Raw genomic sequence first — 26,886 nt, forward strand, 5'->3', positions numbered from 1 at the left:
ATTAAAACAAATTTCATCCTGAGTATTATCTAATCTAGCATTACCAAAAATTAATCCTTTTTACTATGGAAAAACATCTAATTACCAACCATAATTGCGCCGCTGACTAAAATACAAAGAAACACCACATTAAGCGTCAGTAATGCATGACAATAACAACTCCGTTACATGCATATTTGGTGGAGTAAAATAACAATGGATGTAAATATGATGAAGAACACATTAAAAGTAGTATTACTCACCTCTATGTTGCCTTTCGCTGCATCAGCTGCACAAGAATTAACACCTTGGTATGTTGGTGGTGGTTTAGGCGTCAACAACTATGAACCTAGCTGCGACCAAAAAACCATGAAAGTATGTGGTGAAGATGACCCATATGCTTGGGATGTATTTGGTGGTTATTTATTTAACGAATACGTCGGTATTGAGCTAGGTTATCGTGACCTTGGCCGTGCAGAATGGACTGATTATTCTAACAAGCGCAATGATGTTGGTGCTCGTGGAATGTCATTAGGTTTTGTTGGTTTTTACCCACTAGCAGACAAGTGGAGCTTATCAGCTGAAGCTGGTGCGCTTAACTACCTAATCTCGAACAAAAAAGAATACAACACTGAATATTACAGTGATAGCGGTATTGCACCATATTTAGGTGCTGGTATTGGTTATAACTTTACTGACAATTTAAAGTTACAAGCTAAATACCGTCGTTATGAAAATCTTGACGAAGAAAAGTGGAATACACTTTCGATGGAAAGTAACTATTGGGGTCTTGAGCTAAGCTACCGTTTTGGTACTAGTACTCCAGCTCCAGTTGCTGCACCAGTTGTTGTTGCACCAGTTGTTGTTCCACTTGGTGATGATGATAAAGATGGCGTAACAAACAACATAGACAAATGTCCAGACACACCATCAACTCACAAAGTTGATGCGACTGGTTGTAGCGTTTATGAAAACGTTACAACTAAGTATGACTTAGGTGGTATTTTATTTGCTAATGATTCAGCTGAAATCCGTGCTGGTTCGTTTGCTGATTTAGAAAAACTTGCTGACCACTTAACTAAATACCCACAACACACTGTATCTGTTCAAGGTCATGCGTCTAACGTAGGTAAAGCAGAATACAACATGAAGCTTTCTGAGCGTCGTGCGGTAGCAGTTGCAAGTGCACTAAACAAAAAATATGGCATTAGCATCAGCCGTATCAGTTCTGTTGGTTACGGTGTCACTAAACCAGTTATGCAAGGTAGCTCAGCTGAAGCTAACCGTGTTAACCGTCGTATCGAAGCTATCGTGACGGGTACTGAAAAGCGCGTAGTATTACGTTAATTGTAATATAGATACGCTATACTTTAGAAGTCGCTGCTTGCAGCGACTTTTTTATTTTAAGAACAACGTAAAACTAGTACACCAGTGACTGCCACTGACGTAGCGGTAATAGAATTGGAAGTATGTACCGTATAAACTGACCAATTCTGTCTATTTAGCAACAATAATGGCTTTAAATAAGCGAAAACAGCGGATAATTTCGTAATTTTTTTACAAATAAAGTTGGAATAATTCCTAAAATCGCTTCTAATAAAGGCATTGATCTATATTCATTGCTTAACGAGAGGAAATTTCCATGGCCAATGCACTCGCGCAACTCAAATCATTCACGACCATCGTTGCTGATACCGGCGACATAGAAGCTATTAAGCGTTACCAGCCTGAAGATGCAACAACCAATCCATCACTCATTTTAAAAGCTTCTCAGATCCCTGAATATGCTTTTCTTATCGAGAATGCAATTGAATGGGCTAAAACTCAAAGCCAAAGTATTGAACAACAGATTGAAGATGCAGGCGACAAACTTGCAGTCAATATTGGCGTAGAAATTTTAAAGCTAGTACCAGGTCGTATCTCAACAGAAGTCGATGCTCGCTTATCATTTGACAAGCAACGCTCAATCGACAAAGCTCATAAGCTAATCAAATTATATAAAGAAGCCGGAATTGATAAATCACGAATTTTGATCAAACTAGCTTCGACTTGGGAAGGTATTTGCGCAGCAAAAGTACTTGAACAAGAAGGCATCAACTGTAACCTAACATTGCTATTTAGCTTTGCTCAAGCAAGAGCCTGTGCAGAAGCTGGCGTATACCTTATTTCGCCTTTTGTGGGTCGCATCCTAGATTGGTATAAAAAAGACACAGGCCAAGATTACACTGCAGAAACCGATCCTGGTGTGGTCTCTGTTACTGAGATTTACAACTACTATAAGCAACATGGTTATAACACTGTTGTAATGGGTGCGAGTTTCAGAAATATTGGTGAGATTATTGAATTATCAGGTTGCGACCGTCTAACCATTGGCCCAGCATTACTAGAAGAATTAGCCAATACTGATGTAGAAATTATCCAGAAATTGGTTGCGACGCCAGCAACACAGTCGGCACCAACAGCACTCACTGAAGAACAATTCCGCTGGGCATTTAACGAAGACCCAATGGCAGTAGATAAGTTGGCAGAAGGCATTCGTAATTTTGCCATCGATCAAGGCAAACTAGAAGTTATGCTAAAAACAAACTTAAGCTAGTTGGAGGCTTTACTCGTGACTACACTGACTCAAAGCACGACTTGGAAGGCGCTACAAACCCATTCAAGTCAACTACCTCACATGCGCGAATTATTTGCCCAAAACCCACAACGTTTTGAGCAAATGAGCGTTGCGGCTTGTGGTCTGTTTTTAGATTACTCTAAAAACCGTGTGAACGATGAAACACTTAAGCTGCTATTCTCTCTCGCTAAAGAAGCAAAACTGAGTGAAAAAATTACTGCAATGTTCAATGGTGATGTAATTAACAACACCGAACAGCGCTCAGTATTGCACACTGCATTACGCAGTAAAGCAACTCAAACGGTTATTGCTGAAGGAGCGAATATCGTTCCCGAAGTGCAACAAACATTAGCCAAAATGGCTAAGTTTGTTGGCACGGTGCAATCAGGTGAGTGGAAAGGTTATACCGGTAAAGCGATTACAGATATCGTCAGTATCGGCATTGGAGGTTCTTTTCTTGGACCTAAAATTGTTTCACAAGCGCTTAGACCATATTGGCAAGCAGGGCTTAATTGCCATTTTGTCGCCAACGTTGATGCAACTTCAATCTGTGAAAAATTAAAAAATCTCAATGCTGAGACCACATTGTTTGTGATGTCGTCAAAATCATTCAGTACTCAAGAGACTCTTACCAATACCCTTAGCGCTAAAGATTGGTTTTTAGGCCAAGGTGCAAGTCAACAAGATGTGGCGAAACACTTTGTTGCTGTAACATCAAATGTGGCTAAGGCAACTGAGTTTGGTATGGACGCTAACAACATATTCCCAATGTGGGATTGGGTTGGCGGACGCTACTCATTATGGTCAGCCATTGGTTTACCAATCGCGCTACTTATTGGTATGGATAACTTTAAAGACTTGTTAGATGGCGCGCATCAAATGGATGAGCATTTTACTAACACGCCTATCGAACAAAATATGCCCGTCATCATGGCTATGTTGTCTGTATTGTATGGTAATTTTCATGGTGCTCAATCACATGTCATTTTAACCTACGATCATTACTTACGTGGTCTTCCGGCTTATTTTCAACAACTCGACATGGAAAGTAATGGTAAATCAGTGACACTCGATGGCACTGACGTCGATTACAGCACCGGTCCCGTCATTTGGGGCGGTGAAGGTACCAACGGTCAACATGCCTATCATCAGTTGCTACATCAAGGCACAGCACTTATTCCTGCCGACTTTATTATGCCGTTGCAAAGCCACAATCCGTTGGGTGAACATCATGACCAACTTGCATCAAACTGCTTTGGGCAAACCCAAGCCTTAATGCAAGGTCGTACCTACGATGAAGCACTGGCTGAACTAAGCAATGGCCAGCTTGATGAGCAACAAAAACCGCTTATAGCCAAACATAAGGTAATGGTTGGTAACAAGCCAAGTAATACCTTATTGATGGATAAGCTCACGCCAACAACATTAGGTGCGTTAATCGCGCTATATGAGCACAGAACCTTTGTTCAGGGTGCTATATGGCAGATAAACTCATTTGATCAATGGGGTGTAGAGCTAGGTAAGCAATTAGGCAATGATGTGCTTGAACGAATTGGTGCCGACCAAGATGCTACCGATTTAGATGCATCGAGCAATGCATTAGTGAACCTGTATCGTAAAGGTAAGCTATAGAACAAATACTAGCCTTAAATAAAAACCTCAGCTTGCTGAGGTTTTTTTATGCGTTTTTGATATCAAATTCACTAAACTGTGATTTATTAGTAACGTAAATGCAACACAACTATTGCACCCTATAGCTGAAATATGGTACTTATTTGTGCAGAGACATCATAATAACAAGGGAGGTTACCATGGATCGATTAGACTATGGTGGTGCGCTAGACGAAGTTGTTGAAAGACCAACCCGCTCAAAAAGCTCGTCAAAAAAACGCAAATGGCGTGAAATTGAAACCATTAAGGATAAACAGCGTTTACTCAAGGAATTGCAAGATATTGATGATTCATTCGATTTTGATGTTAATACATTAGTGCTTTAATTGGATCCCACCACATTTAACACTTAACGATAAAATCGATTAAAAGAGCGCATAGAGCGCTCTTTTTGTTTGCCAAAATTTATAGGTTGGCTATGAATGTACATCACAACCCTCTAGCCCAGAATAATCACATCATTTGTTATCTGAATGTTCAATATAGGTCCGTAAATCTTCAAAAATCGTTTTATCATTATCATTAAATAACGGATCTTCAATTAAGCGATTTTGACATAACACGTTGATTTTTTGCCAATCGTTATTGTCTAATGCCTTAACAAAATTCGGAAAGACTTCCCGTTCTTCATACTGCATATGCAATTGTTGTAGGTCAATATATTCTTGCAGATCGTTAATCAACTTGTCGCGCGAGATAACCACATCCGAAAGAATCATATTCAAGCTATAAACTAAAGCACCCGATGCCTCAGCTAAACGATGATGTTCATTATAAAGTTGGCCACAATTCGCTAAACCCGTCTTATTACTGTAATAATCAAAAATAATATCTTCCAACGGATGATGACTATGCTCAGCATAGCCTTGCATATACTCAACGATATCCCTAACCAGATTAAAATTAACTCCGTTACCTTCAGCCAATCGAGTCAATTTATTCGAAAGGATATTCAACAAAATGGCAATATGCTTATGATCGCGCATTAAACGTTGCAACATAACCTTCTCCCGTCATCTATCTAAAAACACCAATGTATAAATAATAGCCAATAATGCATCTTTTACTAATCTACACTGGGATAAGCATTATGAGGTATGACCAAGATCATAATATTGAAATATAAAAAAACACCTAATGCCAATCTCATTGATATTAGGTGTTAGATATTTGAAGCTAAGGGGTTACTTTAACACAGCAAACATATGAGCCTTAAGCTGACCAAAATCAGCATCTAATTCTGCTGACAGAATCGTTTTGTGTGCCACTGCAGCTAATTCAGGAGGTAACGGCAAATTAATGGCCAACTCACGGTCAACCACATCTTTAAACTTCGCAGGATGCGCTGTACCTAGAAAGACCCCAGTTTCTTTACCTGTTAGGCCAAGCGTTAATGCATGAGCCGCAATCGCCGCATGAGGCTCTGATTGATAACCCAACTGATAAAGTTCTGCTAAAGCGCCAGCGGTATCATCTTCAGAAAGAGCTACGCCAGTTACCAATGACAACGGCCAGCCCATTTGCTCACAAATCGCTTCAACACGAGGCCAATTACTTGGCTCTGACACATCCATAGCATTTGACATAGTCGCCACGGTTTTATGTGGTTGCCATTCACCACCAGTGAGATAACGCGGTACCGTGTCATTACTATTGGTTGCAGCAATAAAACGTTTAATAGGTAACCCCATGGCTTTAGCAAATAACCCGGCCGTTAAGTTACCAAAATTACCGCTGGGTACAGACATCACAAGCTCATTATGTCCAGCTTGCTTTGCTTGCGCTACCGCTTCAAAGTAATAACATATCTGAGCTAATAAACGGCTGATATTAATCGAATTAGCAGAATTTAACGCTAAGCCATCGCGAACATCACTGTCATCAAAAGCTTGTTTTACCAGATGCTGACACGCATCAAAGTCAGACGTTACTGCCACAGTATGAATATTTTTACCTAAGGTGGTAAACATCTTCTCTTGTAGTTCGCTAATTTTACCTTTTGGGTATAACACCATTACATTAACGTTATCTAAACCGTAGAATGCATCCGCTACTGCAGCGCCAGTATCACCCGATGTTGCGGTTAAAATGGTCAGTTTTTTATTGCCAGCAAGTAAATCAACACATTGGGCCATAAACCGTGCGCCAAAATCTTTAAACGCTAATGTCGGGCCATGAAAAAGCTCTAAACAAGCGCGTTTATCATCAACCTTAACGAGTGGTACATCGAAGGTAAATGCCTTATCAACGAGCTTATCAACACTTTCCTGCCCTAGTTCATCCGCTAACCAAGCACCCAAGACTTTTTTGCTTCGCTCAGCAAAGGGTAATGCCAGTAATGCATCTATATTGGATAGTACAGGAATGGACTTTGGGAAAAACAATCCTCTATCTTTACCTAAACCCAGCTGAACCGCTTGACTGAAGTTAACTACCTGCGATGGGTGTTTTAAATTATATAATTCCATTGCGACTGCCTTTTAAATTTCAATATCAATAATGTGAAAGAGAGCGTTACACGCAGCGCGTGCCAAGTTTATCTAATTTACAAACGTGAGCAAAACCACCTTGCTCCGAAATATAATGTTGCATCAGCCAGTTTTTGGCTTTTTCTGCGGTGGCTAAATCGTCGGTTACACTAAACAATGTTGGGCCGCTGCCAGAAATACCACTAGTCAGCATGCCTAATTCAGCTAATGCTGATCGCGCTTCGGTATAACCAGGAATTGCGGATGCACGATAAGGTTCAGCCAAAACATCTTTTAGCATCTCAATCGCTAATGCGGCATCTTGCTGATAACTCGCGTGAACAAATGCACTTAAGTAACGTCCAAAATCGATGGCTACAGACTTATCATATTGCTGCGGCAGCAATTCGCGCATTTTGGCAGTAGATAATGAAATTCCCGGGTAAGCGATAACCCAATACCAGCTATCAAAACTTGGAATAGCAGCACATGCTTGGTCACGAGAGTTTAGCATTAGCTGCATGCCGCCTAAATAGCATGGCGCTACATTGTCATAATGCACGCTGCCAGATATCTTCCCTTCAAACTCGCCCATCAATGCTAATAAAGCTTGCTGGTTAAAAGGCTGTCCAAAATGTTCATTTAAAGCATATAACGCGGCGACAACTGAACTGGCACTAGAGCCTAAACCACTGCCGACTGGAAGGTTTTTCTCTAGACAAACAGTGACACCATCTTGTCGTTGTAATTTATCTAAAAAAAACTCAGCGCATTGGTAAACAATATTGTCCTTACCATCGCTTGGTAATTTATGTGCCCATTCACCTGTTTGGCTATATTCAACCCCGCTGGCAGCAGCGCTAATCATCACTCTATCGCCCAATAATGAGCCGTCAATCGGCGCCAATGCAGCGCCTAGCAAATCAAAGCCAACACCAACATTACCCATAGACGCTGGAGCATACACAGTAAGCGTGTCTTGGCTTACTTTTAACGTTTGATTCATAACCCAACCTCACGAGTCCAGTTTAAGGTTCTTAATACGTCAGCAAAAGCCCCAGCAGCAGTAACATCGGTACCGGCACCATAGCCTCTTAATACAAAGGGAATTGGTTGATAATAACGGCTATAAAATGCCAGCGCATTCTCGCCACCTTTTACGCTGTATAATGGATCAGTTGCATCGACTTCAATAATTCTGACATGGCATTGCCCATCTTCAATTTGACCAACATAACGCAGCACTTTACCTTCGGTTTTAGCCGCCGCGACTCGAGCAGAGATAAGGTCATCTAATGAAGCAAGATTGGCCATAAATTGATTAACATCGCCTGAGTCATCAAAATCAGCAGGCAATACAGATTCAATATTAATGTCGTCTAACTCCAAAGGTAAACCCACTTCGCGAGCAAGAATGAGTACTTTACGAGCGACATCCATACCACTTAAATCATCACGAGGATCGGGTTCAGTAAAACACTTGTCACGCGCAATCGCAGTCGCTTGCGATAAGCTCATACCGTCATCTAACATACCAAAAATGTAGGATAATGACCCAGACAAAATACCATTAAACTTATGTAGCTTATCACCGGCGTACATGAGTTTTTTCAAATTATCGATAACCGGCAAACCAGCTCCTACCGTCGTTTCATACAAAAACTGTCGACGCTGAGTTAAAGCCGTTTTACGCAATGCTTGATAGTAAGCATAATCACGAGTGTTCGATTTTTTGTTTGGGGTGACGACATGGAAACCGGCATTCATCACATCAAGGTAACGGTCTGACACTAACTCGCTTGAAGTACAATCAACCAGTACAGGATTAAGTAATTGCTGCTCTTGCCCCCACTCAAGTAGCTTAGCTAAATCATACGCTTGACCCTTCTCGGCCAACAATGACTGCCACTCACTAAGTTCAATGCCTCCACTATTCAACAACATTTGGCGTGAATTGGCGATACCACAAACTCTGATACTAATGTGCTGCTCTTTTAACATCGCACTTTGCTGTTTGATTTGATCGAGTAATCCAGCCCCCACATTACCGCTACCGACTAAAAAAACATCAAGATACTGCTGAACATCGAAAAATGCTTGATGGCATGCTCCAATAGCATGTTTGGTTTTTTTCTGTTGAATAACAGTAGAAATAGAACGCTCAGATGACCCTTGCGCAATGGCAACGATGTTGACACTGGCTTTAGCTAGCGCAGTAAAAAACTTAGCCGCTACGCCCTTGTGGGTTTTCATGCCATCACCGATCAAAGACACAATCGACAGGTCATGACGTAACTCAATCGGTTCAAGTAATTCACTCTTAATTTCTAGCTCGAACTCCTGCTCTAATGCCCATTTCGCTTTATTGGCATCTGAAGTTGCCACACAAAAACTGATACTGTACTCAGATGAGCTTTGCGTAATAAGAGAAACCGAGATACCACTACGAGAAATAACCGCTAATGTTCGGCTTGCCATACCGACCATGCCTTTCATACCAGGGCCCGATACGTTAAACATGGTTTGATTATCTAGATTGGAAATTGCTTTAACTTGTAAACCGGTTTTATCATCGTCATTAGACACTAGCGTGCCGGGAGCGGATGGATTAAAACTGTTTTTGATGTAACAAGGAATATGATACTGAGCAATCGGCGCAATCGTTTTAGGATGCAACACTTTGGCGCCAAAGTACGAGAGCTCCATCGCTTCTTGGTAGCTTAATTGTGACAATAATTTAGCATCAGCAACCACTCGAGGATCTGTGTTATAAACCCCATCAACGTCAGTCCAAATTTCACAACTTGAGGCATCTAAACATGCCGCCAGTACCGCAGCTGAATAATCAGAACCATTGCGGCCTAATGTGACGATCTTGCCCTGAGCATCTGCAGCAGTAAAACCAGGCATAACCCACACTCGATATTGATCAAGCGGTAGTAAGGTAAAGCGAGGTTTGCTCACCGCAATATCAACGACCGACTCCAACGGCTGACCATGCGCTAAAAATAACACCACTGGATCTAATTGTGCTGAAGTGATGTCTTTCGCCAACATAACTTGTTCCATTAATGCCGCAGATAAACGCTCACCCGTCACCACTATTTCAGCACGAACACTATCAGGGCATTCGCCTAGCAGTTTAATACCGTAAAGTTTATCTTTCCAAACTTGCATTTGTGCCGTTAATTTTCCAATCAGCAGCTCATGTTGAAGAGCCGTAATAAGTGATGCCGCCGCGTCAGAAAACAGCCCGCTATAGACCAAATGAATATGATCTAATACCGGTTGATAATCATGTTGTTCAACTGCTACATCTACCATTTCTAAAAGCGCATTGGTCACTGTAGCAGGAGCTGAAAGCACTGTAGCAACAGATTCTGTCAAAGCCGTATCAGCAATAATATCTGCCGCCATCGAAAAACGAGGCCAATTCGCTAGCGATGTTCCACCAAATTTCATTACTTTCATGTCGCTCTCCTTGTCACTCATAAAGTGACAACATTAAATTAAAATCAAATGATTAGAATAAAAACAAAAAAGCCCGCTTCAGTTGTTAGAAGCGGGCTTTTTATGCAAAATCTTTTAGGGTGTAATCAGCCCGCCCCCACTATGGTAATAGTGGTGGTTGTAATGGTTGTAATTACAACGAGCATGAGGGTAAACATTTGATGATTCTCTTCGTTAAGTTAAATGTTAACTGCCGATAATATTTAATTAGATTAAATAGCTGATCCACGTTGGCTAACAGAATTGCTTTTTTAACCCAAGGTTGTCAACCCCTCATTACAGTTTATTTACTAGTTATTTTTTAAGTTGAGTTGATTTTTTTAATAATTAAGTTATTAAAAATCAATAATGAGTAGTGATAACCATTATTGATTGCCTTATCCAACGTTAACGTAGACGTAAGAGTAATAAATAAAGTTAAGTAAATACAACAATTTCATAATGATAGAAGTAGTAACTTAATATGTATTCATAAAAAGATTGCCAATAAATGTGTAACCAAGATGATTTATCCGCCTTAGCTATTTCCTACACCAATTAAATGATTTATTTTCACCATCAGTCGATGTAAAACATGCAGCATAAGACAAAACAAAAAAAGCTGTGATTCAATAACCAAAAACTGATGTTAGTCATCGCAGACTTATATCAAAATACGGTATGATACTCACATCACAATTGGAGGCGATATGAAAATTACAAAACATGCGGCGGTCACTATTCATTACCGCTTATCTGATGAGCAAGGTCTATTAGTAGAAAGTTCATTTGAAAGTGAACCAATGGTTTACTTACATGGCACTGAAAATTTAATTCCTGGACTTGAATCAGTTTTGGAAGGTAAAACTGTTGGTGAAAATATCGAGGCAAAGATCCCTGCGGAACAAGCCTATGGCGAATATCACCCAGGTTTAAAGCAAGAAGTTCCTGTCAGTGCATTTGGTGATGTCGAAGATATCGTTCCAGGTATGCGTTTTATCGCTGAAACTGAAATGGGTCAACGCCCTGTTCAAGTAATTGAAGTGAAAGATGATGTCATCGTTGTTGATGGTAATCACCCTCTAGCGGGTCAGTCACTGCATTTTAGTGTCGAAGTTATTGCTGTAAGAGAAGCAACAGCAGAAGAGCTATCTCATGGACATATCCATGCTGAAGGCGGCTGTGGTAGCCATGGACACGACCATGAATCATGTGGCACAGAGAAACCTGGCTGTGATGGGAATGGCGGCTGTGGCTGTCGTTAATTCATTATTGATTAAATAGATAAGTGACTCATTCTATTTTTAATGTCTATTTGTCAGTAAAAAGGTTGAAACATCGTAAGGCACTGTCTAGTTACTAGGCAGTGCCTTTTTGTTTAGGTTATAGTTAGTTCGTTAGTCACATCAATTAGTCAGATTTATTGTATCGACCGTTAAGGATAACTAGGCGGTACAATCCTCACTAATTGACAACCAATATAATAATTAATACCTAGCGACGGAGTGCTTATGTTAATTAAACCGCTGTATGAATTACTGCCGTTCACTTACATGCTTGTAGGCAGTGTCAGTATTTTTCTTCTTGAACCTAATTATGCACTTATTGCTTCAATTGTAGTGTATTTATATGGTGCACATATTTACAACTTACGTTCCAAGAACCGTAGAACCGATCCCAAACGTAAACGCAAATCAGGATTCATTCCCGAAACGATTTATGGTTTATTACCCTTTATTTACGTATTAAGTGCCGTGAGCCTTTATCGTTTTTACCCTAGAGATTCGAGCACACTTTTTGCTCTGTGCCTAACCACGTATGGTGGATACCTATTTTTAAGACGCTTAAGTTATCGTCATCACAGATTACCGCGTGGAGTTAGCCAATAGTCAGATTTATTATTGCTATGAGGATGAAAAAGGTTAACTGAACAAAACAGCATAATGAATTGATTAGAAATTGTTAATAGTGAACCTAATTTAATTAAAATCGATGGGTGTCTATTTGATTTTATGAGCAATGCTTTAGGCTCGATAGGTAACAAAAGACACCTATCGAGTCAGTTATATTGGTGATTTATCAGCACTGAATTATCAGCACTGAGGACTGAAATATTGTGTCGATGCGAATTGATGACCAATTGCTTAGCCTAAAATCAATTGTTAACCTAGAATCAATTTTTTAACTAAGTCCCTTTGATTTACTGGCATATTTTTTAAATAATTTGAACACCGTGTAATCGTTGCAATACTCACTTGATGTTCTGCAGCAATTTGTCTCTGACTCAATTCCCCTGCTAATAACGTTTGGAACACCTGTAAACGCCCAGAAACTGCACTCCGCTCTTCTTCGGTTAATAATAAATGAAACAACACCGACAAATCATCTTCATTTGCATGGGTTAATATTTTTTCTACCACTAAATTCCAATTGGCACGCATTATTTTTCTCTTTTTAGTAATGCCCAGACATTACAAGTGTACCAAGGAACGACGTCGATTAGCAAAATTGCTACCGATAAACTTGTAATGAAAAATGAAAAATAACTGCTGGATGCTATTGATGAAAGATATCGCAAAGTGCTTATAAAATTGTGTAGAATGAGATGTAATACCCTCATAACTAAGCGCTAAAAACTCGACTAAGCAGTAGGCTGAACATTTAATGGTTAGCACTTTAGTTAAAATTTAGCATAATTATGTGGATATCAGTGCTTATGGAACCGGTACCACCCACAAAAAAGTGAAGGATGACGATGAAAAAGATATTACTAACGGTTGCGGCAACCGCAATGATGATCCCTGCTGTGTTTGCGAATAATTTTGAAGAACCTGCAGATGCCATTGAATACCGCCAAGCTGCTTTCGGCTTAATTGCTTATAACTTTGGTGATATGGGCGCTATGCTAAAAGGTAAAAAACCTTTTGATGCTGCTGTATTTAGTGCTCGTGCAGATAATGTTGCAGCGCTATCAAAAATACCACATGAAGGTTTTATTGTTGGATCAGATAAAGGCGATACCGAAGCACTAGCTAAAATTTGGCAAGATAAAGCCGATTTTGATAGCAAAATGACTGCATTTCAAGATAATGCCGCGGCATTAGCTGTTGCAGCTAAATCAAGCGATAAAAATAGCATTAAACAAGCTTTTGCTAACACTGGTAAAAGCTGTAAAGGTTGTCACGACGTTTACAAAAAAGACTAATTTGATTAGTTAGCTCTGGTGAGTATAAGTAGCTCTACTCAATAGTGAAAATGATAAAAGCCCATCTTTATGGGCTTTTTTATTGGCTTTAATTAACCTGGAATTATAAAAAACTGACCACAGGTTCGAGTAACAACCACCAAATAGCAGCAAAAATAACTGACACGATAACTAACGCCATCCAAGGCGAACGCAATGTAGGTGAAGTGACCTGCTCGGTAACTTGTTTATAACCGCTGAACATGGCTTTAAGTACATTGTCACCCTTAAAAACATGCACTAACACGGCAATAATATGTACCGCAGCCAAAACCAAAATAAGATTGAAATTAGTTTTATGCAGCCAGGTTAGCCACCCCGCAGTATCTGACGAAACGAGATATATCAGCGGACCTTCAGTAAAAATATCATCTGTTGCAAATAAACCGGTACTTAACTGCAACACAAGCGATCCCAGCAACACAATCACCATATAACCACCTAGTGGATTATGCCCAAGTGACGAAGGTTTAGGCTGGGCTTTCGCGTAAGCGATAACTTTTTTAGGTGCAACAAAAAAATGTGTAAACTTAGCGGTGTCACTTCCGATAAAGCCCCAAATTAATCTAAATGTAATCAGAGTCATCAATAGATACGCCAATATCTGATGCCACTGCATTTCACCTATTTCGGCTGTCCACCATAATCCGCCAATTAAACACACCATAGCCCAATGGAAAAAACGTGTTGGAAAATCCCATACCTTTATTTTTTGTTGTTCTATACTCATTAATAACCTGCTTATTACTATTCTTTACTGACAAATTATAAACTCATCAGTAATAAATAAAACAAGAAGGTTTACAAACTAATACAAATAAACATGCTTACGCAGCTAAAAAAGACAACCAAAGAAGCTTTGCTTTATAAAGAGGATGAACCTAACCGAGAAATAATAAATCAATGTCAGCTAAGTAACCAGTAACATAGGATAAAGGAGCATGCTTGTAGAGCGTTTATGAATAAGACAACCCCATACAAAATCGTGCTTGAAATTGTATGAAAAAACCTCAGCAAAGCTAATTAAGTATTAACTTATCCATACAAATATGAGCCTATATTGACAGTATTACAAGCATATTTAATGGCTTTTTTGTTTAAAACGTCTAAGAGATCAAATATGCAGCACTCGACATATAAAGCCGGTAAAAGTGTGATGTAGATCACGAATTTTATGGTTAACCTTGGTAATCTGGAGTTAAGCAAACAACAAGAAGGTTCTAAATATGCTGAAAATCACTAGCAAACAACTTGAAGTCACTGCCCTTATCCGTGAACGTATTGAAGGACGATTAGAAAAATTAAGTCGACATGATATTCAATTAATTAACCCGCACGTCATTATTACTAAAGAAAAGCAGTTGTTTAAAATAGAGGCATCAGTTGGATTACCTAGTGGAGATTTATTCGCCCAGGCAAAAAGTGAAAACCTATACGCAGCAATTACTGCAATGGGACAAAAGCTGGAAAAACAGCTAAATCGCCTGACCCACAAACCCCAGGCTCAACGCCATGTATCATTACCAAATGACACAGAAAGCGAATTTGAGTATGTTTATAAGGAGGAAAACGCCGCTTGATATTATTTATCTCTCACCAGCGCACCTTCGGGTGCGCTTTCTTTTGTCTATAATCCAATACTCGAGCCTTGATGAGTAAATTTACGTTGACAGTCGCCTGTCAGAGCTTTAGTTTTACTCCATGAACAAAAAAATATTCAGCCTTTTTATTTTCTTTTTTATTCAGCCCACCTCTGGAGGCGGATTTTCTGTGTAAAAACGAAAATGAAAATTCTAAAGCCTCCCAACTGGGAGGCTTTTTTGTCTTATAAACTCTGCCGTATCTAGTCATGCGCCAGTATGTAGCGTCACATTGAGGTCAATATGCAAAAACCACCTGAGTTAAGTCAAACTCGTGAACAGATAACTGCCTTGGATAAATCCTTATTAGCGTTATTATCTCAGCGCCGCCAATTGAGCCTAAATGTTGCACGCAGCAAAGAAGTTGATGTTAGACCTATACGAGATACACAACGAGAAAAAGAACTACTTGAAAGACTGGTACAGCAAGGGCGTGACCAAGGACTTGATGCACATTTTGTGATATCACTTTATCAAAGCATTATTGAAGACTCGGTTTTATTTCAACAAACGTATCTTCATGGTAGAGCTAACCCAGACACTCAAAAGCAGCAATATACTGTGGCTTATTTAGGTGCTAGGGGTTCTTACTCTTACTTAGCTGCAAGCCGTTACTGTTCACGCCGTCAAGTCGAAATGCTTGATTTCGGCTGCAAAAGTTTTGATGAAATTGTTAATGCCGTTGAATCTGGTCATGCCGATTATGGTTTTTTACCGATTGAAAATACCTCTTCAGGATCTATCAATGAAGTGTATGACGTACTGCAACATACAACGCTGTCAATTGTTGGCGAAACAACTATTGAAGTGAGTCATTGTTTACTCACTAAACCCAACAGTAAACTATCTGATATCAAGACTATTTACGCTCACCCGCAGCCGATCAGTCAATGCAGTCGCTATTTAAGTCAACATCCTCATATCAAACTTGAATATTGTTCTAGTAGTGCTGAAGCCATGACAAAAGTTGTCGAGGCGGACAGCAATACTGTCGCAGCCATAGGCAGTGCTGAAGGCGGAGCCCTGTATCAGTTAATTGCGATGGAGCAAGGTTTAGCTAACCAAAAAATCAATCAGAGTCGTTTTATTGTTGTCGCTCGAAAAGCCTCTGCGGTGCCTTCTCAGCTGCCAGCAAAAACCACCTTGATCATGGCGACAGGACAGAAGCCAGGAGCATTAGTAGAAGCATTATTGGTACTTAAAGCTCATAATTTGAATATGAGTAAGTTAGAATCTCGTCCAATACCTGGAACACCATGGGAGGAGATGTTTTACCTCGATATTGATGGCAACTTGGCTACTACCGAAGTACAACAAGCGATTAAAGAGTTAGAGCGCCTTACTCGTTTTATCAAAGTATTAGGTTGTTATCCATGTGAAACCGTTAAACCTACACAACTATCGCAAGCTCAATTATTAATTGAACCCGGTAGCTCTAAACAAGAGCCAATAAAACCTATACCAAATAGCCAAGCTAAGCATTCACGCGACTATAAATCACAAGATACTCAATTGTTCTGTCAGCACTTACAAATAGGCGCCGGACAATTTAGCGCATTACAGCAAATTAACTTACCGATAGATAATACCGAACTGGCTACGCAAGCAAAGCACATCAAAGAATCAGGCTTTCAAGCCATTGTGCTCAATGATTTAAAACAACAACTCAATGAACAACAATTAAAACAGCATGCACAGGTCATCGAACAAGCTGGTTTATTATGTGTAATGCAAATAGATCAAGAACAAGAGTTTATCGTTGCTAGCCAATTAGCAGATATGCTGATATTAAGTGGTAAACAAATGTACAACCCGGACATGTTAACCTTAATTGGTTCCGTCAATTTGCCGGTAATATTAGAAAGAAACACCATGGCTAGTATCGATGATTGGCTACAAGCTGCCGATGCAGTCCTTAGTCACGGTAATCAACAACTCGGGCTATGCGAATCAGGTGTACGTAGTTTCACGCACCCAGAGCAGTTAAGCCTCGATTTAGCCGGATTGGTTGAAGTGAAATCCCGCAGTCATTTACCTGTAATCGTTAACACGAGCTTCTGTATTAATGCTGCACTGTTAACTACTCATGCAAATGCCGTTAAGCAACTTAATGCTGACGGAATTATATTGTTACATCAAGATGGTGTATCGCAAGCTGATATTATTCATGGTTTATACCAAGCAAAGTAACGATTAAATAACCGGGAATGACACACATAAAAATGCCGAGAATATTCTCGGCATTTTATTACTCGTAATTGTAAAAGGTAATTAGTTATTCAAGGCTATTCAATAATCATACTGCTAGGCCATCATTTAAACTTATCCAGCCTTTAAAAATACGATAACTGAACCAACTAACACCCAGTAAGTACATGGGTAAACTCAGCCATAAAGGACTAAGCCAATATCCTGCAATAAAAAATGGGCATAGGCCAATAATACTCATACGTTGCCAACGTAGATGACTACCCAACACAGAGTCTGGGTTGACGTTCTTTTGGATCAAATTAAGCCAAAAACTCAATAATACAGGCACAAAAAATAATGGAAAAGCACTCATTAAGCCGTAAAGAAAATGCCCTAAGGAATTATCTTCAACCTGTTGAACAGGTAGCATATTCGATGGCATCATCGACATGGGGTATCCTCCAAAGGTAACTAAGTTTACTGAGCTAACACAGCGTTATTTGGCTACCGTATTAACTAAACATAAGCTTTGTGTCACTATTTCGCAATAATTAGTTCAATTAATAATGCTTCATTTAGCGTTATCCAGCTTTCATATCATTAACAGATTGCAACATGGCGCGACTTTCATGTTGGAACTGCGGCGCAAAGTCACCAAACCATTTAGCGACACGCTGGAACTGCTCCACAAAGGCTTGCCTATTACCAGTTTGCAACATTGTTAATGCATCACGATAATTATCTAGATAATCACTAATCGCGTGTTGGCTGCCAGGTTGGGCAAAAATAATATCGGCATAAAGCTCGGGATCTTGAGCAAATAAACGACCAACCATGGCTAACTCTAAACGATAAATCGGTGAGCTAAACTGTAATAAGTTACCAATATCAGCTTCTTCTTTGCACAAGTTGACGCCATATACGAATGTTGAAAAGTGACGCATAGCCTGTACAAGTTGCATCGCTTTATCATGACGCTCTGCTTCAGCTTCAACTATTCGCGCCCCCCAAATTTCAATCTGTTGTAGTAACCATTGATACGCTTCTTGATGACGGCCATGACACACCACCACCACCTGTTTAGCGAGACTACCAACATCTGGGCCAAACATAGGATGCAGACCCACTACAGGGCCTTTATGCGCAGCTAGCATTGCCGCTAAAGGTGCTTCTTTAATCGAGGTGAGATCAGCTAGAATACAATTTTCAGGTAGCTGGGTTAACTTGTCACGGATCACTTCGCAGGTCACATTTATGGGTACGGTAACAATCACTAATCCTGCACCATCAAAAATGGCAGCGGCATCTTGCCAATCATTTTTATCTATACTTTTAACTTCATAGCCAGAAAGAACCAACATTTGACTAAATAACTGTCCCAGTTTGCCCTGACCACCCACAACGACCACATGACCCAGATCTTGCTTAATCTGCTTAAACCCAACATCTTTTTCATTTAGGTAAGATTCGCGCATAAGTCGACGTAAAATATCTTCGATTAACTGTGGTGAGACATTCATTTTTTGTGCTTCGTCTCGACGTTTAGCTAACATCGATGCTTCACGTTGTGGGGCATAAATAGGTACTCCAGCCGCATGTTTTACGGCACCAACTTGCGCCACTAAATCGAGACGTTTACGTAATAAATGCAGTAATTGTTGATCCACGCCATCAATTAAATCACGAAGATGCTCTAAGCCTGCTGTGGTTTTTTCATTCATCTGTTTATCCATTAACCGTTAACAACCTGCAGCGTCTCAAAACGCGTTGGTAATACTGCAGACAACTGGTTAGCGCCTTGTCTTAAAATGGTTTCAGTAGTTTCCCAATCAATGCATGCGTCAGTGACAGAAACACCATATTTTAGCTCTGCTAACGGTTTATCTGAACTCTGATTACCTTCATTGAGGTTACTTTCAAGCATAACACCGATGATAGATTTATTACCTGCTTCAATTTGGTTAAATACATCTTCGCAAACGTTTTTTTGACGTTGATGATCTTTTGATGAATTACCATGACTGCAGTCAACGACTAAACGAGCACTGAGTTTCGCCTTATGAATTTGGGCTTCACTCTGAGCAACACTGTCTGCATCATAGTTAGGTGCTAAACCGCCACGTAAAATAATGTGTCCATCTGGATTACCGGCCGTTTGCAACAAAGAAACTTGACCTTCTTGGTTAATGCCCATAAAGCGGTGGCTGCTGGCAGCTGATTTTAATGCATTAATAGCCACTTCCAACTTACCATCTGTGCCATTTTTAAAACCAACAGGCATCGACAAACCTGAAGCCATTTCTCGATGAGTTTGCGATTCTGTGGTTCTTGCGCCAATTGCAGACCAAGTAACTAGCTCGGACAAATATTGCGGACTGATCGGATCCAGCGCTTCTGTCGCGATAGGTAATTCAAGTTCAGCAAGCCAAATCATGAGTTCTCGAGCCATTCTGAGTCCTTTCTCGACATCAAATGACTCATCCATATCAGGGTCATTAATCAACCCTTTCCAACCGACAGTTGTGCGAGGCTTTTCAAAATACACGCGCATTAAAATGTAGAAATCATCACTGAGTTCATCATGTAACTTTTTCAGCTTTAATGCATACTCTTTTGCCGCGGCAATATCATGAATAGAACATGGCCCCGTCACCACAAGCACCCGATTATCACGTTTATGGACTATATCTGAGACTTGCTTACGAGCATTTAGAATATATTGATAAGCATGAGTTGATAATGGAAGTTCTTGCTTTAACTCTGCAGGAGTCACTAGCACTTGTTCTGAACTGATGTGCACATTATTAATGGTATCTTGTTGCATACTTATCACTCTCTTTTGACGACAGACCAAAGGTCACTAATAGATTTATTTTTTAGGTATTGGATAGTACAATCTGTATTTTTGTAACGCTACACCATTACACTTTAAAAGCAACTATGCCTGCGCAAAGGTCCTAGAGCAAGGCTTATTTACACAAAGTGTAAAAAATCATATAACCGATGATATTTCGTACAAAAAAATAACCCCAGTCATACATCTTGTACGCGCTCTGCTCACTGTTACCGCTCTACTCGTCGTTACCGCTCTACTCGTCGTTACCGCTCTACTCGTCGTTACCGCTCTACTCGTCGTTACCGCTCTACTCGTCTTTACCGCTCTACTCGTCTTTACCGCTCTACTCGTTGTTACCGCTCTACTCGTCGTTACCGCTCTATTCGCTATTACCGCTCTATTCGCTATTACCGCTTTATTCGCTGTTACCGCTCTGTTCGCTATTACCGTTCTATTCGCCATTACCGCTCTACTCGTCGTTACCGCTCTACTCGTCGTTACCGCTCTACTCGTCGTTACCGCTCTACTCGTCGTTATCGCTCTACTCGTCGTTACCACTCTATTCGCTATTACCGCTCTATTCGCTGTTATCCCTTTATTATTTTTAAAAGCCCCACAAACAAAAACCCGCCTTTCGGCGGGTTGTTGTGCGAACACTGCATCTTTATTCTGTATTGGTAACTATTACTTAGTTGCCAATTTTTCACGGATACGTGCAGACTTACCTGAACGCTCACGTAAATAGTACAGTTTAGCACGACGTACACGACCGCGACGCTTAACTTCGATGCTAGCAATTAGCGGGCTATGCGTCTGGAAAGCACGCTCAACACCTTCGCCATTAGAGATTTTACGTACTGTGAATGCAGAATGCAGACCACGGTTACGCTTAGCAATTACCAAACCTTCAAAAGCTTGAAGACGCTCTTTTTCGCCTTCCTTAACACGTACTTGAACTACTACTGTATCACCAGCACCAAAATCAGGCACATCTGTTTTCATTTGCTCATCGTTGAGCATTTTAATGATGTTGTTCATAATTACTCCATCCTAGTAATAACTGAGCGTTGACTATGCGGACTTGTCCGTTTCATTCACGAACTGCGCTAATAAAGTCGTTTGTTCGTCAGTCAGAGCTAGATTTTCAAATAATTCTGGTCGTCTCAAAAAAGTTCTTCCGATACTTTGTTGTAAACGCCAGAGTCTAATTTTTTCGTGGTCACCGCTTAGCAGCACTGCGGGTACGTCAAGACCATCCAATTGTTCAGGGCGCGTATAATGAGGACAATCCAGTAAACCATCAGAGAAAGAATCTTGCTCTGCTGACGCTTGCTTGCCCAGTACACCAGGTACTAAACGAGCCACTGAATCGATTAACGTCATTGCCGGTAACTCACCACCCGAAAGTACGTAATCACCGATAGACCATTCTTCATCAACTTCTGTTTGAATAATGCGTTCATCAACACCTTCGTATCGACCACACACTAAAATCAAACACTCTGATTTAGCTAACTCAGTAACGCCATGCTGATCCAGCTTGCGTCCCTGAGGAGATAGATAAATCACTTTTGCCCTATCACCTGCAGCTGCTTTAGCTGCATGGATAGCATCACGCAGAGGTTGCACCATCATTAACATACCGGGCCCACCACCATAAGGTCGGTCGTCCACAGTATTATGTCTATCATGGGAGAAATCTCGAGGATTCCACGTTTGCACCTCTAGCAGGCCGTTTTTCACGGCTCGACCCGTAACCCCAAAGTCTGTAACAGCACGAAACATCTCTGGAAACAGGGTGATTACCCCTAACCACATATGTTGTACCTCGACTTAGAAGTCAGGATCCCAATCCACTAAAATCTGTTTCCCTTGCAAGTCCACCTGTTTGATGAACTGCTCAGGGACAAAGGGGATCATACGTTCCGCTTTGCCGAAGGCATCTTTGGCATTAGCTTTAATCAGTAGTACGTCGTTTGATCCTGTTTCCACGATCTGGTCAACAATACCCATGTTATAGCCGTTTATATTGGTCACTTCGCAGCCGATAAGATCACGATGATAGAATTCACTATCATCCAAATCTTTCATTTGCTCAGGCATGATCGCAATTTCACAATTTGTGAGCATTTGCGCATGTTCTCTGGTAGCGACACCTTCTAGTTCAGCCACGACAGCTTTACCTTGAAAACGCCACTGAGCGACCTTAACTTCACGCCAAACGCCTTGTTCTTTTATAAGCCAAGGCGAATAATCGAAAATACCTTCAACAGAATCGGTATAGGAAGTGATTTTTAGCCAACCTTTAATACCATGACTGGAACCTAACTTACCCAGTACAACTAGCTCTTGGTTACTACTCATCTATCTATACCTTATACGCAATTAAGCAACAGCTTTACGCGCGTCTTTAATCAGTTTTGCAACACGCTCAGATGTTGCAGCGCCAGTAGCAACCCAGTGCTCAACACGATCAAGATCTAAACGTAAAGTTTCTTCTTGGCCACGGGCCAATGGATTGAAGAAACCTACACGTTCGATGAAACGACCGTCACGAGCATTGCGGCTATCAGCAACAACGATATTGTAAAATGGACGCTTTTTTGCGCCGCCACGAGCTAAACGAATGGTAACCATGCGTTTTATTCCTCTAATGATTTGCTAGAAGCAAAAATAAAAACTGGAACTCCGTGTTCGCGAAGAGTCCCAGAAAGAAAGCCGGAAGATTTTACCTGACTTTTGAACTATTGCAACCAAATCTGATGATTTTTAGCTCACCCATTTTGTTGCAATAAAGTCAAAAATATAACCTAACCAACTGATTGAATTTAAAAATTACTAGTTTTTCTCTTGAAAGATGCTGTTATTATCGACCAGGAAACTTCATTCCTGGTGGTAACATTCCGCCCATTCCGCGCATCATCTTCTTCATTCCACCCTTGCCAGACATCTTTTTCATCATTTTCTGCATTTGGGTAAATTGCTTCAATAAACGGTTTACATCTTGAATTTGGGTACCTGAACCGCCAGCGATTCTACGTTTACGAGATCCTTTAATCAAATCTGGATTCTTACGTTCTTTAGAGGTCATTGAATTAATAATGGCTTCCATTTGTCCGGTCATTTTACCGTCTTGAACCTGGGCCAATGCTTCTGGTGGTAATTGTCCTACACCTGGAAGCTTCTCAAGCATGTTCATCATTCCGCCCATGTTTTTCATTTGCTGCAATTGCTCACGAAAATCTTCTAGGTCGAAACTGCCGCCGGATTTAACTTTTGAAGCCAGCTTCATCGCTTTGTCTTTATCGACGCCACGTTCAACTTCTTCAATTAAAGACAACACATCACCCATTCCGAGAATGCGCGAAGCAATACGGTCTGGATGGAAAGGCTCTAATGCATCGGTTTTCTCACCAACACCTAAAAATTTAATTGGCTTACCTGTGATACTGCGAATCGATAACGCTGCACCACCGCGAGCATCACCATCAACTTTGGTTAAAATAACACCCGTCAAAGGTAACGCTTCATTGAATGCTTTAGCTGTGTTGGCCGCATCTTGCCCCGTCATCGCGTCAACAACGAATAAGGTCTCAATCGGATTTACAGTAGCATGCAGCTGTTTGATTTCATCCATCATAGCTTCATCAACGTGCAGGCGACCTGCTGTATCGACAATCACCACATCAATGAATTTTAATTTTGCATAGCTTATTGCGGCTTTAGCAATATCAACTGGCTTTTGGCTCACGTCAGACGGAAAGAATTCAACCTCAACTTCTGCAGCCAATGTTTCAAGTTGTTTAATTGCCGCAGGACGGTATACATCCGCACTGACGACAAGGACTGATTTTTTATGACGTGTACGTAAAAATTTACCTAATTTGGCTACCGAGGTTGTTTTACCCGCGCCTTGAAGACCCGCCATCATGATCACAGCCGGAGGTATTGCCGCTAAGTCGAGGGCTTCATTCGCCTCACCCATGGCTTTTTCAAGTTCGTTTTGGACAATTTTGATAAAGGCTTGCCCTGGGCTTAAGCTTTTTGACACCTCTTGACCCACAGCGCGTTCTTTTACGCTGTTAACGAAGTCTCTAACAACAGGTAAAGCTACATCCGCCTCAAGCAGCGCCATACGCACTTCACGCAGGGTTTCTTTAATGTTGTCTTCTGTTAAGCGACCACGGCCACTAATGTTTTTTAGTGTGCGTGAAAGTCTGTCAGATAAATTTTCAAACATTGAGCGGCTCTTTTAAGCATATCGATAATTGAGCCCATTATACCCAAGCCACTCCAAATTACGATACTTGCAACGCGAAGAACGTAAACACTGACTCATTTTGAGTAAATTATTGTAGCTAAAGGTAGGAAACTGTTAAATTTTGGGTCTTAGGTCACTGCCATATTAGGCCCTGATCATGTTAATCTAATAAAATAATGAAAATGTGATGCTTTGATAGTATTGTTCAACACTCACAGCGCAGTTTTTCAGCATTAATTACTATGATAGGTTGAGTCTCAATGGTTATTTTTTCAGCGGCAGCCATGCTGTTTTATTGTTTAGCTTTGGTTTTAGTAACAAGCAGACTTTTTCATGTTGAAGGGCCTAATCGTAAGGCCGTTATGCTGGCTTCTGGTATTGCCGTCATCATGCACGGGTTTGCACTTTCGAATGCGGTTTTTACTGTCGATGGACAAAACTTTAGTTTAACCAACGTAATTTCATTGGTTAACTGGATTATTGCATTAACGTTCACGATTACAATGCCTCGACTTAAAGTCATCATTGTAGTGCCCGTTGTGTATGCCTGCTCAATATTGTCAGTAGCACTTCTATGGTTAGTGCCGCCGCAGTTTATTACTCATTTTGAAATACACCCTGAACTTCTGGCACATGTAGTGTTATCACTCATGGCCTATAGCGCATTGATGATAGCGGCTATGTACGCCATTCAATTATGGTTTATCCAGAATAAACTGAAGAAAAAGCAAATGATGATGAGCCCAGCAATGCCGCCATTAATGACGGTTGAAAAGCAACTTTATCACCTCATCATTATTGGATTTATTTTACTGAGTTTATCGCTCGTAACTGGATTTGTATTTTTAGAAGATATGTTTGGCGACGGTAAAGGCCATAAGGCAATATTATCAATAATAGCTTGGGTGGTTTACGCTGCGATGTTGTGGCAACAATATACTGTTGGCTGTAGAATCCGTACCGCAGTGATTTATAGCTTATCGGGTGCAGGCTTACTATCTCTCGCATATTTTGGTGCTAGAGTTGTTAAGGAATTGATATTAAACTAATTTTAATATCTTTACGCTGAATATGCTTTTCTATTCTGTTGAAAAATAACCAAGATTACTTGACACTAACGGCCAATAATAAATAATGGCCGTTAAATTTATGACAATTTGGCCAATAGGTCAATTTCACACCACTTTATGGGGCCCCTTTTTTGGACGCTATATCTACCAGCGCACTCCTTATTTTCCTTTTGGTTTTAATCGTGATTTCTGCTTATTTTTCTGGTTCAGAAACCGCAATGATGAGCCTCAATCGATACCGCTTACGACATCTTGCATCCAATGACCACAAAGGTGCACAGCGCGCCTTAAAGTTACTCGACCGCCCAGATCGACTCATTGGGTTAATTCTCATCGGTAATAATCTGGTTAACATTCTTGCATCTGCAATTGCGACTATTATCGGTATGCGCTTGTTTGGTGATATGGGTGTTGCTATTGCAACCGGTGTTCTGACTATAGTGGTGTTAGTGTTTGCTGAGGTCACACCAAAAACGTTTGCGGCTTTGCACCCTGAACGTATTGCATTTCCATCGAGTATTTTATTAGGTTGGTTATTAATATTGCTGTCGCCATTAGTGAAAGCAATCAACTTAATTACCTCAATGTTTTTACGTTTAATGGGCATTAAAACGGTCAAAACAAGTGACGCGTTAAGCCAAGAAGAACTGCGCACAGTTGTTCATGAAGCTGGAGCACTAATCCCACAGCGTCACCAAGAAATGTTATTGTCGATTTTAGATTTAGAAAAAGTCACAGTCGAAGACATTATGATTTCGCGCTCAGATATTTATGCTATTAACGTCAATGACGATTTTAAATTGATAAATAAGCAAGTGGTTCAAAGTCCTCATACTCGAGTTTTAGTCTATCGCGACAACATCGATGATGCTGTCGGGTTTATTCACTTACGTGATGCTTTGCGCTTACAATCCAAAGAGCAATTCAGTAAGTCATCATTATTAAGGGCTGTTAAGGAGTTATACTTTATTCCTGAAGGCACACCACTAAACGTTCAATTGACTAATTTCCAGCAAAATAAAGAACGCATAGGGTTAGTTGTTGATGAGTACGGTGATATTCAGGGCTTAGTCACACTTGAAGATATTTTAGAAGAGATTGTCGGTGACTTCACAACCTCAATGCTGACCACGGCAAGTGAAGACATTAATATCCAACAAGATGGTAGTTTCTTAATTGATGCCACGATTAACATTCGTGACCTTAATAAAGAAATGAAATGGAATCTTCCGATTGATGGCCCTAAAACCTTAAATGGCCTGATCATTGAATTTCTGGAAGATATTCCTGCAGCAAACACCAGCTTACGCATCGTTGATTATCAAATAGAAGTCATCGATGTTGCAGATAATATGATTAAAACAGTCAGAGTTTTACCCAGCAATTTAACGTTAATTGATGATAACGAGTAGATTTTTACA

General features: G+C 40.5%; 25 protein-coding genes and 2 other annotated features. Of the genes, 11 read left to right on the forward strand and 14 right to left on the reverse strand.

The features are described 5' to 3' along the window. Positions 1–207 precede the first annotated feature (207 nt). The 4 genes from AAEY97_RS11330 to AAEY97_RS11345 all read left to right on the forward strand — a co-directional run bounded on the left by AAEY97_RS11330 (position 208) and on the right by AAEY97_RS11345 (position 4,593). The gene (locus AAEY97_RS11330) at positions 208–1,326 is read left to right on the forward strand and encodes an OmpA family protein (RefSeq protein WP_192114412.1); all 1,119 of its coding nucleotides are present in this window, start codon (positions 208–210) and stop codon (positions 1,324–1,326) included. Between the two features lie 295 nt (positions 1,327–1,621). Next, positions 1,622–2,575, forward strand: coding sequence for a transaldolase (gene tal / locus AAEY97_RS11335; protein WP_101086373.1), 954 nt, complete (start codon positions 1,622–1,624; stop codon positions 2,573–2,575). A 15-nt stretch (positions 2,576–2,590) separates the two neighbouring features. After that, on the forward strand, positions 2,591–4,228 hold the full coding sequence (gene pgi, locus AAEY97_RS11340) for a glucose-6-phosphate isomerase (RefSeq protein ID WP_350998896.1): 1,638 nt from the start codon (positions 2,591–2,593) through the stop codon (positions 4,226–4,228). A 179-nt stretch (positions 4,229–4,407) separates the two neighbouring features. Then, positions 4,408–4,593, forward strand: coding sequence for a DUF3545 family protein (locus AAEY97_RS11345; protein WP_101086371.1), 186 nt, complete (start codon positions 4,408–4,410; stop codon positions 4,591–4,593). Between the two features lie 132 nt (positions 4,594–4,725). Here the strand turns inward: AAEY97_RS11345 and AAEY97_RS11350 are convergent, their stop codons facing one another. The 4 genes from AAEY97_RS11350 to thrA all read right to left on the reverse strand — a co-directional run bounded on the left by AAEY97_RS11350 (position 4,726) and on the right by thrA (position 10,206). Then, entirely contained in the window at positions 4,726–5,268 is a 543-nt protein-coding gene (locus AAEY97_RS11350) for a hemerythrin domain-containing protein (RefSeq protein ID WP_101086370.1), read from the reverse strand. A 183-nt stretch (positions 5,269–5,451) separates the two neighbouring features. Next, complete coding sequence (gene thrC, locus AAEY97_RS11355) at positions 5,452–6,735, reverse strand: threonine synthase (protein WP_350998899.1); 1,284 nt, start codon at positions 6,733–6,735, stop codon at positions 5,452–5,454. Between the two features lie 46 nt (positions 6,736–6,781). Beyond that, on the reverse strand, positions 6,782–7,741 hold the full coding sequence (gene thrB, locus AAEY97_RS11360; protein ID WP_350998902.1) for a homoserine kinase: 960 nt from the start codon (positions 7,739–7,741) through the stop codon (positions 6,782–6,784). Beyond that, positions 7,738–10,206 carry a bifunctional aspartate kinase/homoserine dehydrogenase I gene (gene thrA, locus AAEY97_RS11365; RefSeq protein ID WP_350998905.1) on the reverse strand — a complete coding sequence of 823 codons (2,469 nt, stop codon included), beginning with the start codon at positions 10,204–10,206 and terminating at the stop codon, positions 7,738–7,740. The genes thrB and thrA overlap by 4 nt, the downstream gene beginning before the upstream one ends. Before the next feature lie 62 nt (positions 10,207–10,268). Beyond that, positions 10,269–10,391 (reverse strand) — a sequence feature (Thr leader region). Positions 10,392–10,934: 543 nt separating this feature from the next. Here thrA and slyD point away from each other — a divergent pair. After that, positions 10,935–11,489: a peptidylprolyl isomerase gene (slyD, locus tag AAEY97_RS11370; RefSeq protein WP_350998908.1), complete on the forward strand. Its 555-nt coding sequence runs from the start codon at positions 10,935–10,937 to the stop codon at positions 11,487–11,489. A 246-nt stretch (positions 11,490–11,735) separates the two neighbouring features. Next, a complete protein-coding gene (locus tag AAEY97_RS11375; protein WP_182744774.1) occupies positions 11,736–12,113 on the forward strand; it encodes a hypothetical protein in 378 nt (125 codons plus the stop codon). Between the two features lie 273 nt (positions 12,114–12,386). Here the strand turns inward: AAEY97_RS11375 and trpR are convergent, their stop codons facing one another. Further along, complete coding sequence (trpR, locus tag AAEY97_RS11380; RefSeq protein ID WP_350998910.1) at positions 12,387–12,665, reverse strand: trp operon repressor; 279 nt, start codon at positions 12,663–12,665, stop codon at positions 12,387–12,389. A 314-nt stretch (positions 12,666–12,979) separates the two neighbouring features. Between trpR and AAEY97_RS11385 the strand changes: the two genes are divergently transcribed. Further along, positions 12,980–13,429: a c-type cytochrome gene (locus AAEY97_RS11385; protein WP_182744773.1), complete on the forward strand. Its 450-nt coding sequence runs from the start codon at positions 12,980–12,982 to the stop codon at positions 13,427–13,429. 103 nt (positions 13,430–13,532) lie between these two features. Here the strand turns inward: AAEY97_RS11385 and AAEY97_RS11390 are convergent, their stop codons facing one another. Further along, positions 13,533–14,198 (reverse strand): cytochrome b/b6 domain-containing protein, encoded by a 666-nt coding sequence (locus AAEY97_RS11390; protein WP_182744772.1) that lies wholly within the window; start codon positions 14,196–14,198, stop codon positions 13,533–13,535. 496 nt (positions 14,199–14,694) lie between these two features. Here AAEY97_RS11390 and hpf point away from each other — a divergent pair, with 496 nt between their 5' ends. Continuing rightward, the gene (hpf, locus tag AAEY97_RS11395; RefSeq protein ID WP_350998913.1) at positions 14,695–15,048 is read left to right on the forward strand and encodes a ribosome hibernation-promoting factor, HPF/YfiA family; all 354 of its coding nucleotides are present in this window, start codon (positions 14,695–14,697) and stop codon (positions 15,046–15,048) included. Positions 15,049–15,171: 123 nt separating this feature from the next. Beyond that, positions 15,172–15,293 (forward strand) — a sequence feature (Phe leader region). 58 nt (positions 15,294–15,351) lie between these two features. After that, complete coding sequence (gene pheA / locus AAEY97_RS11400; RefSeq protein ID WP_182744771.1) at positions 15,352–17,298, forward strand: prephenate dehydratase; 1,947 nt, start codon at positions 15,352–15,354, stop codon at positions 17,296–17,298. A gap of 106 nt (positions 17,299–17,404) precedes the next feature. Here the strand turns inward: pheA and AAEY97_RS11405 are convergent, their stop codons facing one another. The 8 genes from AAEY97_RS11405 to ffh all read right to left on the reverse strand — a co-directional run bounded on the left by AAEY97_RS11405 (position 17,405) and on the right by ffh (position 24,374). Continuing rightward, a complete protein-coding gene (locus AAEY97_RS11405; RefSeq protein ID WP_011638362.1) occupies positions 17,405–17,749 on the reverse strand; it encodes a hypothetical protein in 345 nt (114 codons plus the stop codon). 130 nt (positions 17,750–17,879) lie between these two features. Then, the gene (gene tyrA / locus AAEY97_RS11410; protein ID WP_162023684.1) at positions 17,880–19,019 is read right to left on the reverse strand and encodes a bifunctional chorismate mutase/prephenate dehydrogenase; all 1,140 of its coding nucleotides are present in this window, start codon (positions 19,017–19,019) and stop codon (positions 17,880–17,882) included. 11 nt (positions 19,020–19,030) lie between these two features. Further along, on the reverse strand, positions 19,031–20,122 hold the full coding sequence (locus AAEY97_RS11415; RefSeq protein WP_011638364.1) for a 3-deoxy-7-phosphoheptulonate synthase: 1,092 nt from the start codon (positions 20,120–20,122) through the stop codon (positions 19,031–19,033). A gap of 696 nt (positions 20,123–20,818) precedes the next feature. Then, positions 20,819–21,172 (reverse strand): 50S ribosomal protein L19, encoded by a 354-nt coding sequence (gene rplS / locus AAEY97_RS11420; RefSeq protein WP_011638365.1) that lies wholly within the window; start codon positions 21,170–21,172, stop codon positions 20,819–20,821. 33 nt (positions 21,173–21,205) lie between these two features. Then, entirely contained in the window at positions 21,206–21,952 is a 747-nt protein-coding gene (gene trmD / locus AAEY97_RS11425; protein ID WP_350998916.1) for a tRNA (guanosine(37)-N1)-methyltransferase TrmD, read from the reverse strand. A gap of 15 nt (positions 21,953–21,967) precedes the next feature. Continuing rightward, positions 21,968–22,498, reverse strand: a complete 531-nt coding sequence (gene rimM / locus AAEY97_RS11430; protein WP_011638367.1) for a ribosome maturation factor RimM — start codon at positions 22,496–22,498, stop codon at positions 21,968–21,970. 21 nt (positions 22,499–22,519) lie between these two features. Beyond that, a complete protein-coding gene (rpsP, locus tag AAEY97_RS11435) occupies positions 22,520–22,771 on the reverse strand; it encodes a 30S ribosomal protein S16 (RefSeq protein ID WP_011638368.1) in 252 nt (83 codons plus the stop codon). 229 nt (positions 22,772–23,000) lie between these two features. Next, positions 23,001–24,374, reverse strand: a complete 1,374-nt coding sequence (ffh, locus tag AAEY97_RS11440; RefSeq protein WP_101086359.1) for a signal recognition particle protein — start codon at positions 24,372–24,374, stop codon at positions 23,001–23,003. Positions 24,375–24,655: 281 nt separating this feature from the next. Here ffh and AAEY97_RS11445 point away from each other — a divergent pair, with 281 nt between their 5' ends. Both AAEY97_RS11445 and AAEY97_RS11450 read left to right on the forward strand, forming a co-directional pair. Further along, on the forward strand, positions 24,656–25,444 hold the full coding sequence (locus AAEY97_RS11445; protein ID WP_101086358.1) for a cytochrome C assembly family protein: 789 nt from the start codon (positions 24,656–24,658) through the stop codon (positions 25,442–25,444). 152 nt (positions 25,445–25,596) lie between these two features. Continuing rightward, positions 25,597–26,877, forward strand: a complete 1,281-nt coding sequence (locus AAEY97_RS11450) for an HlyC/CorC family transporter (protein WP_101086357.1) — start codon at positions 25,597–25,599, stop codon at positions 26,875–26,877. Positions 26,878–26,886 lie beyond the last annotated feature (9 nt).

The organism is Shewanella sp. TB7-MNA-CIBAN-0143, assembly GCF_040310065.1.
In the GTDB taxonomy this organism is placed as follows: Bacteria; Pseudomonadota; Gammaproteobacteria; order Enterobacterales; family Shewanellaceae; genus Shewanella.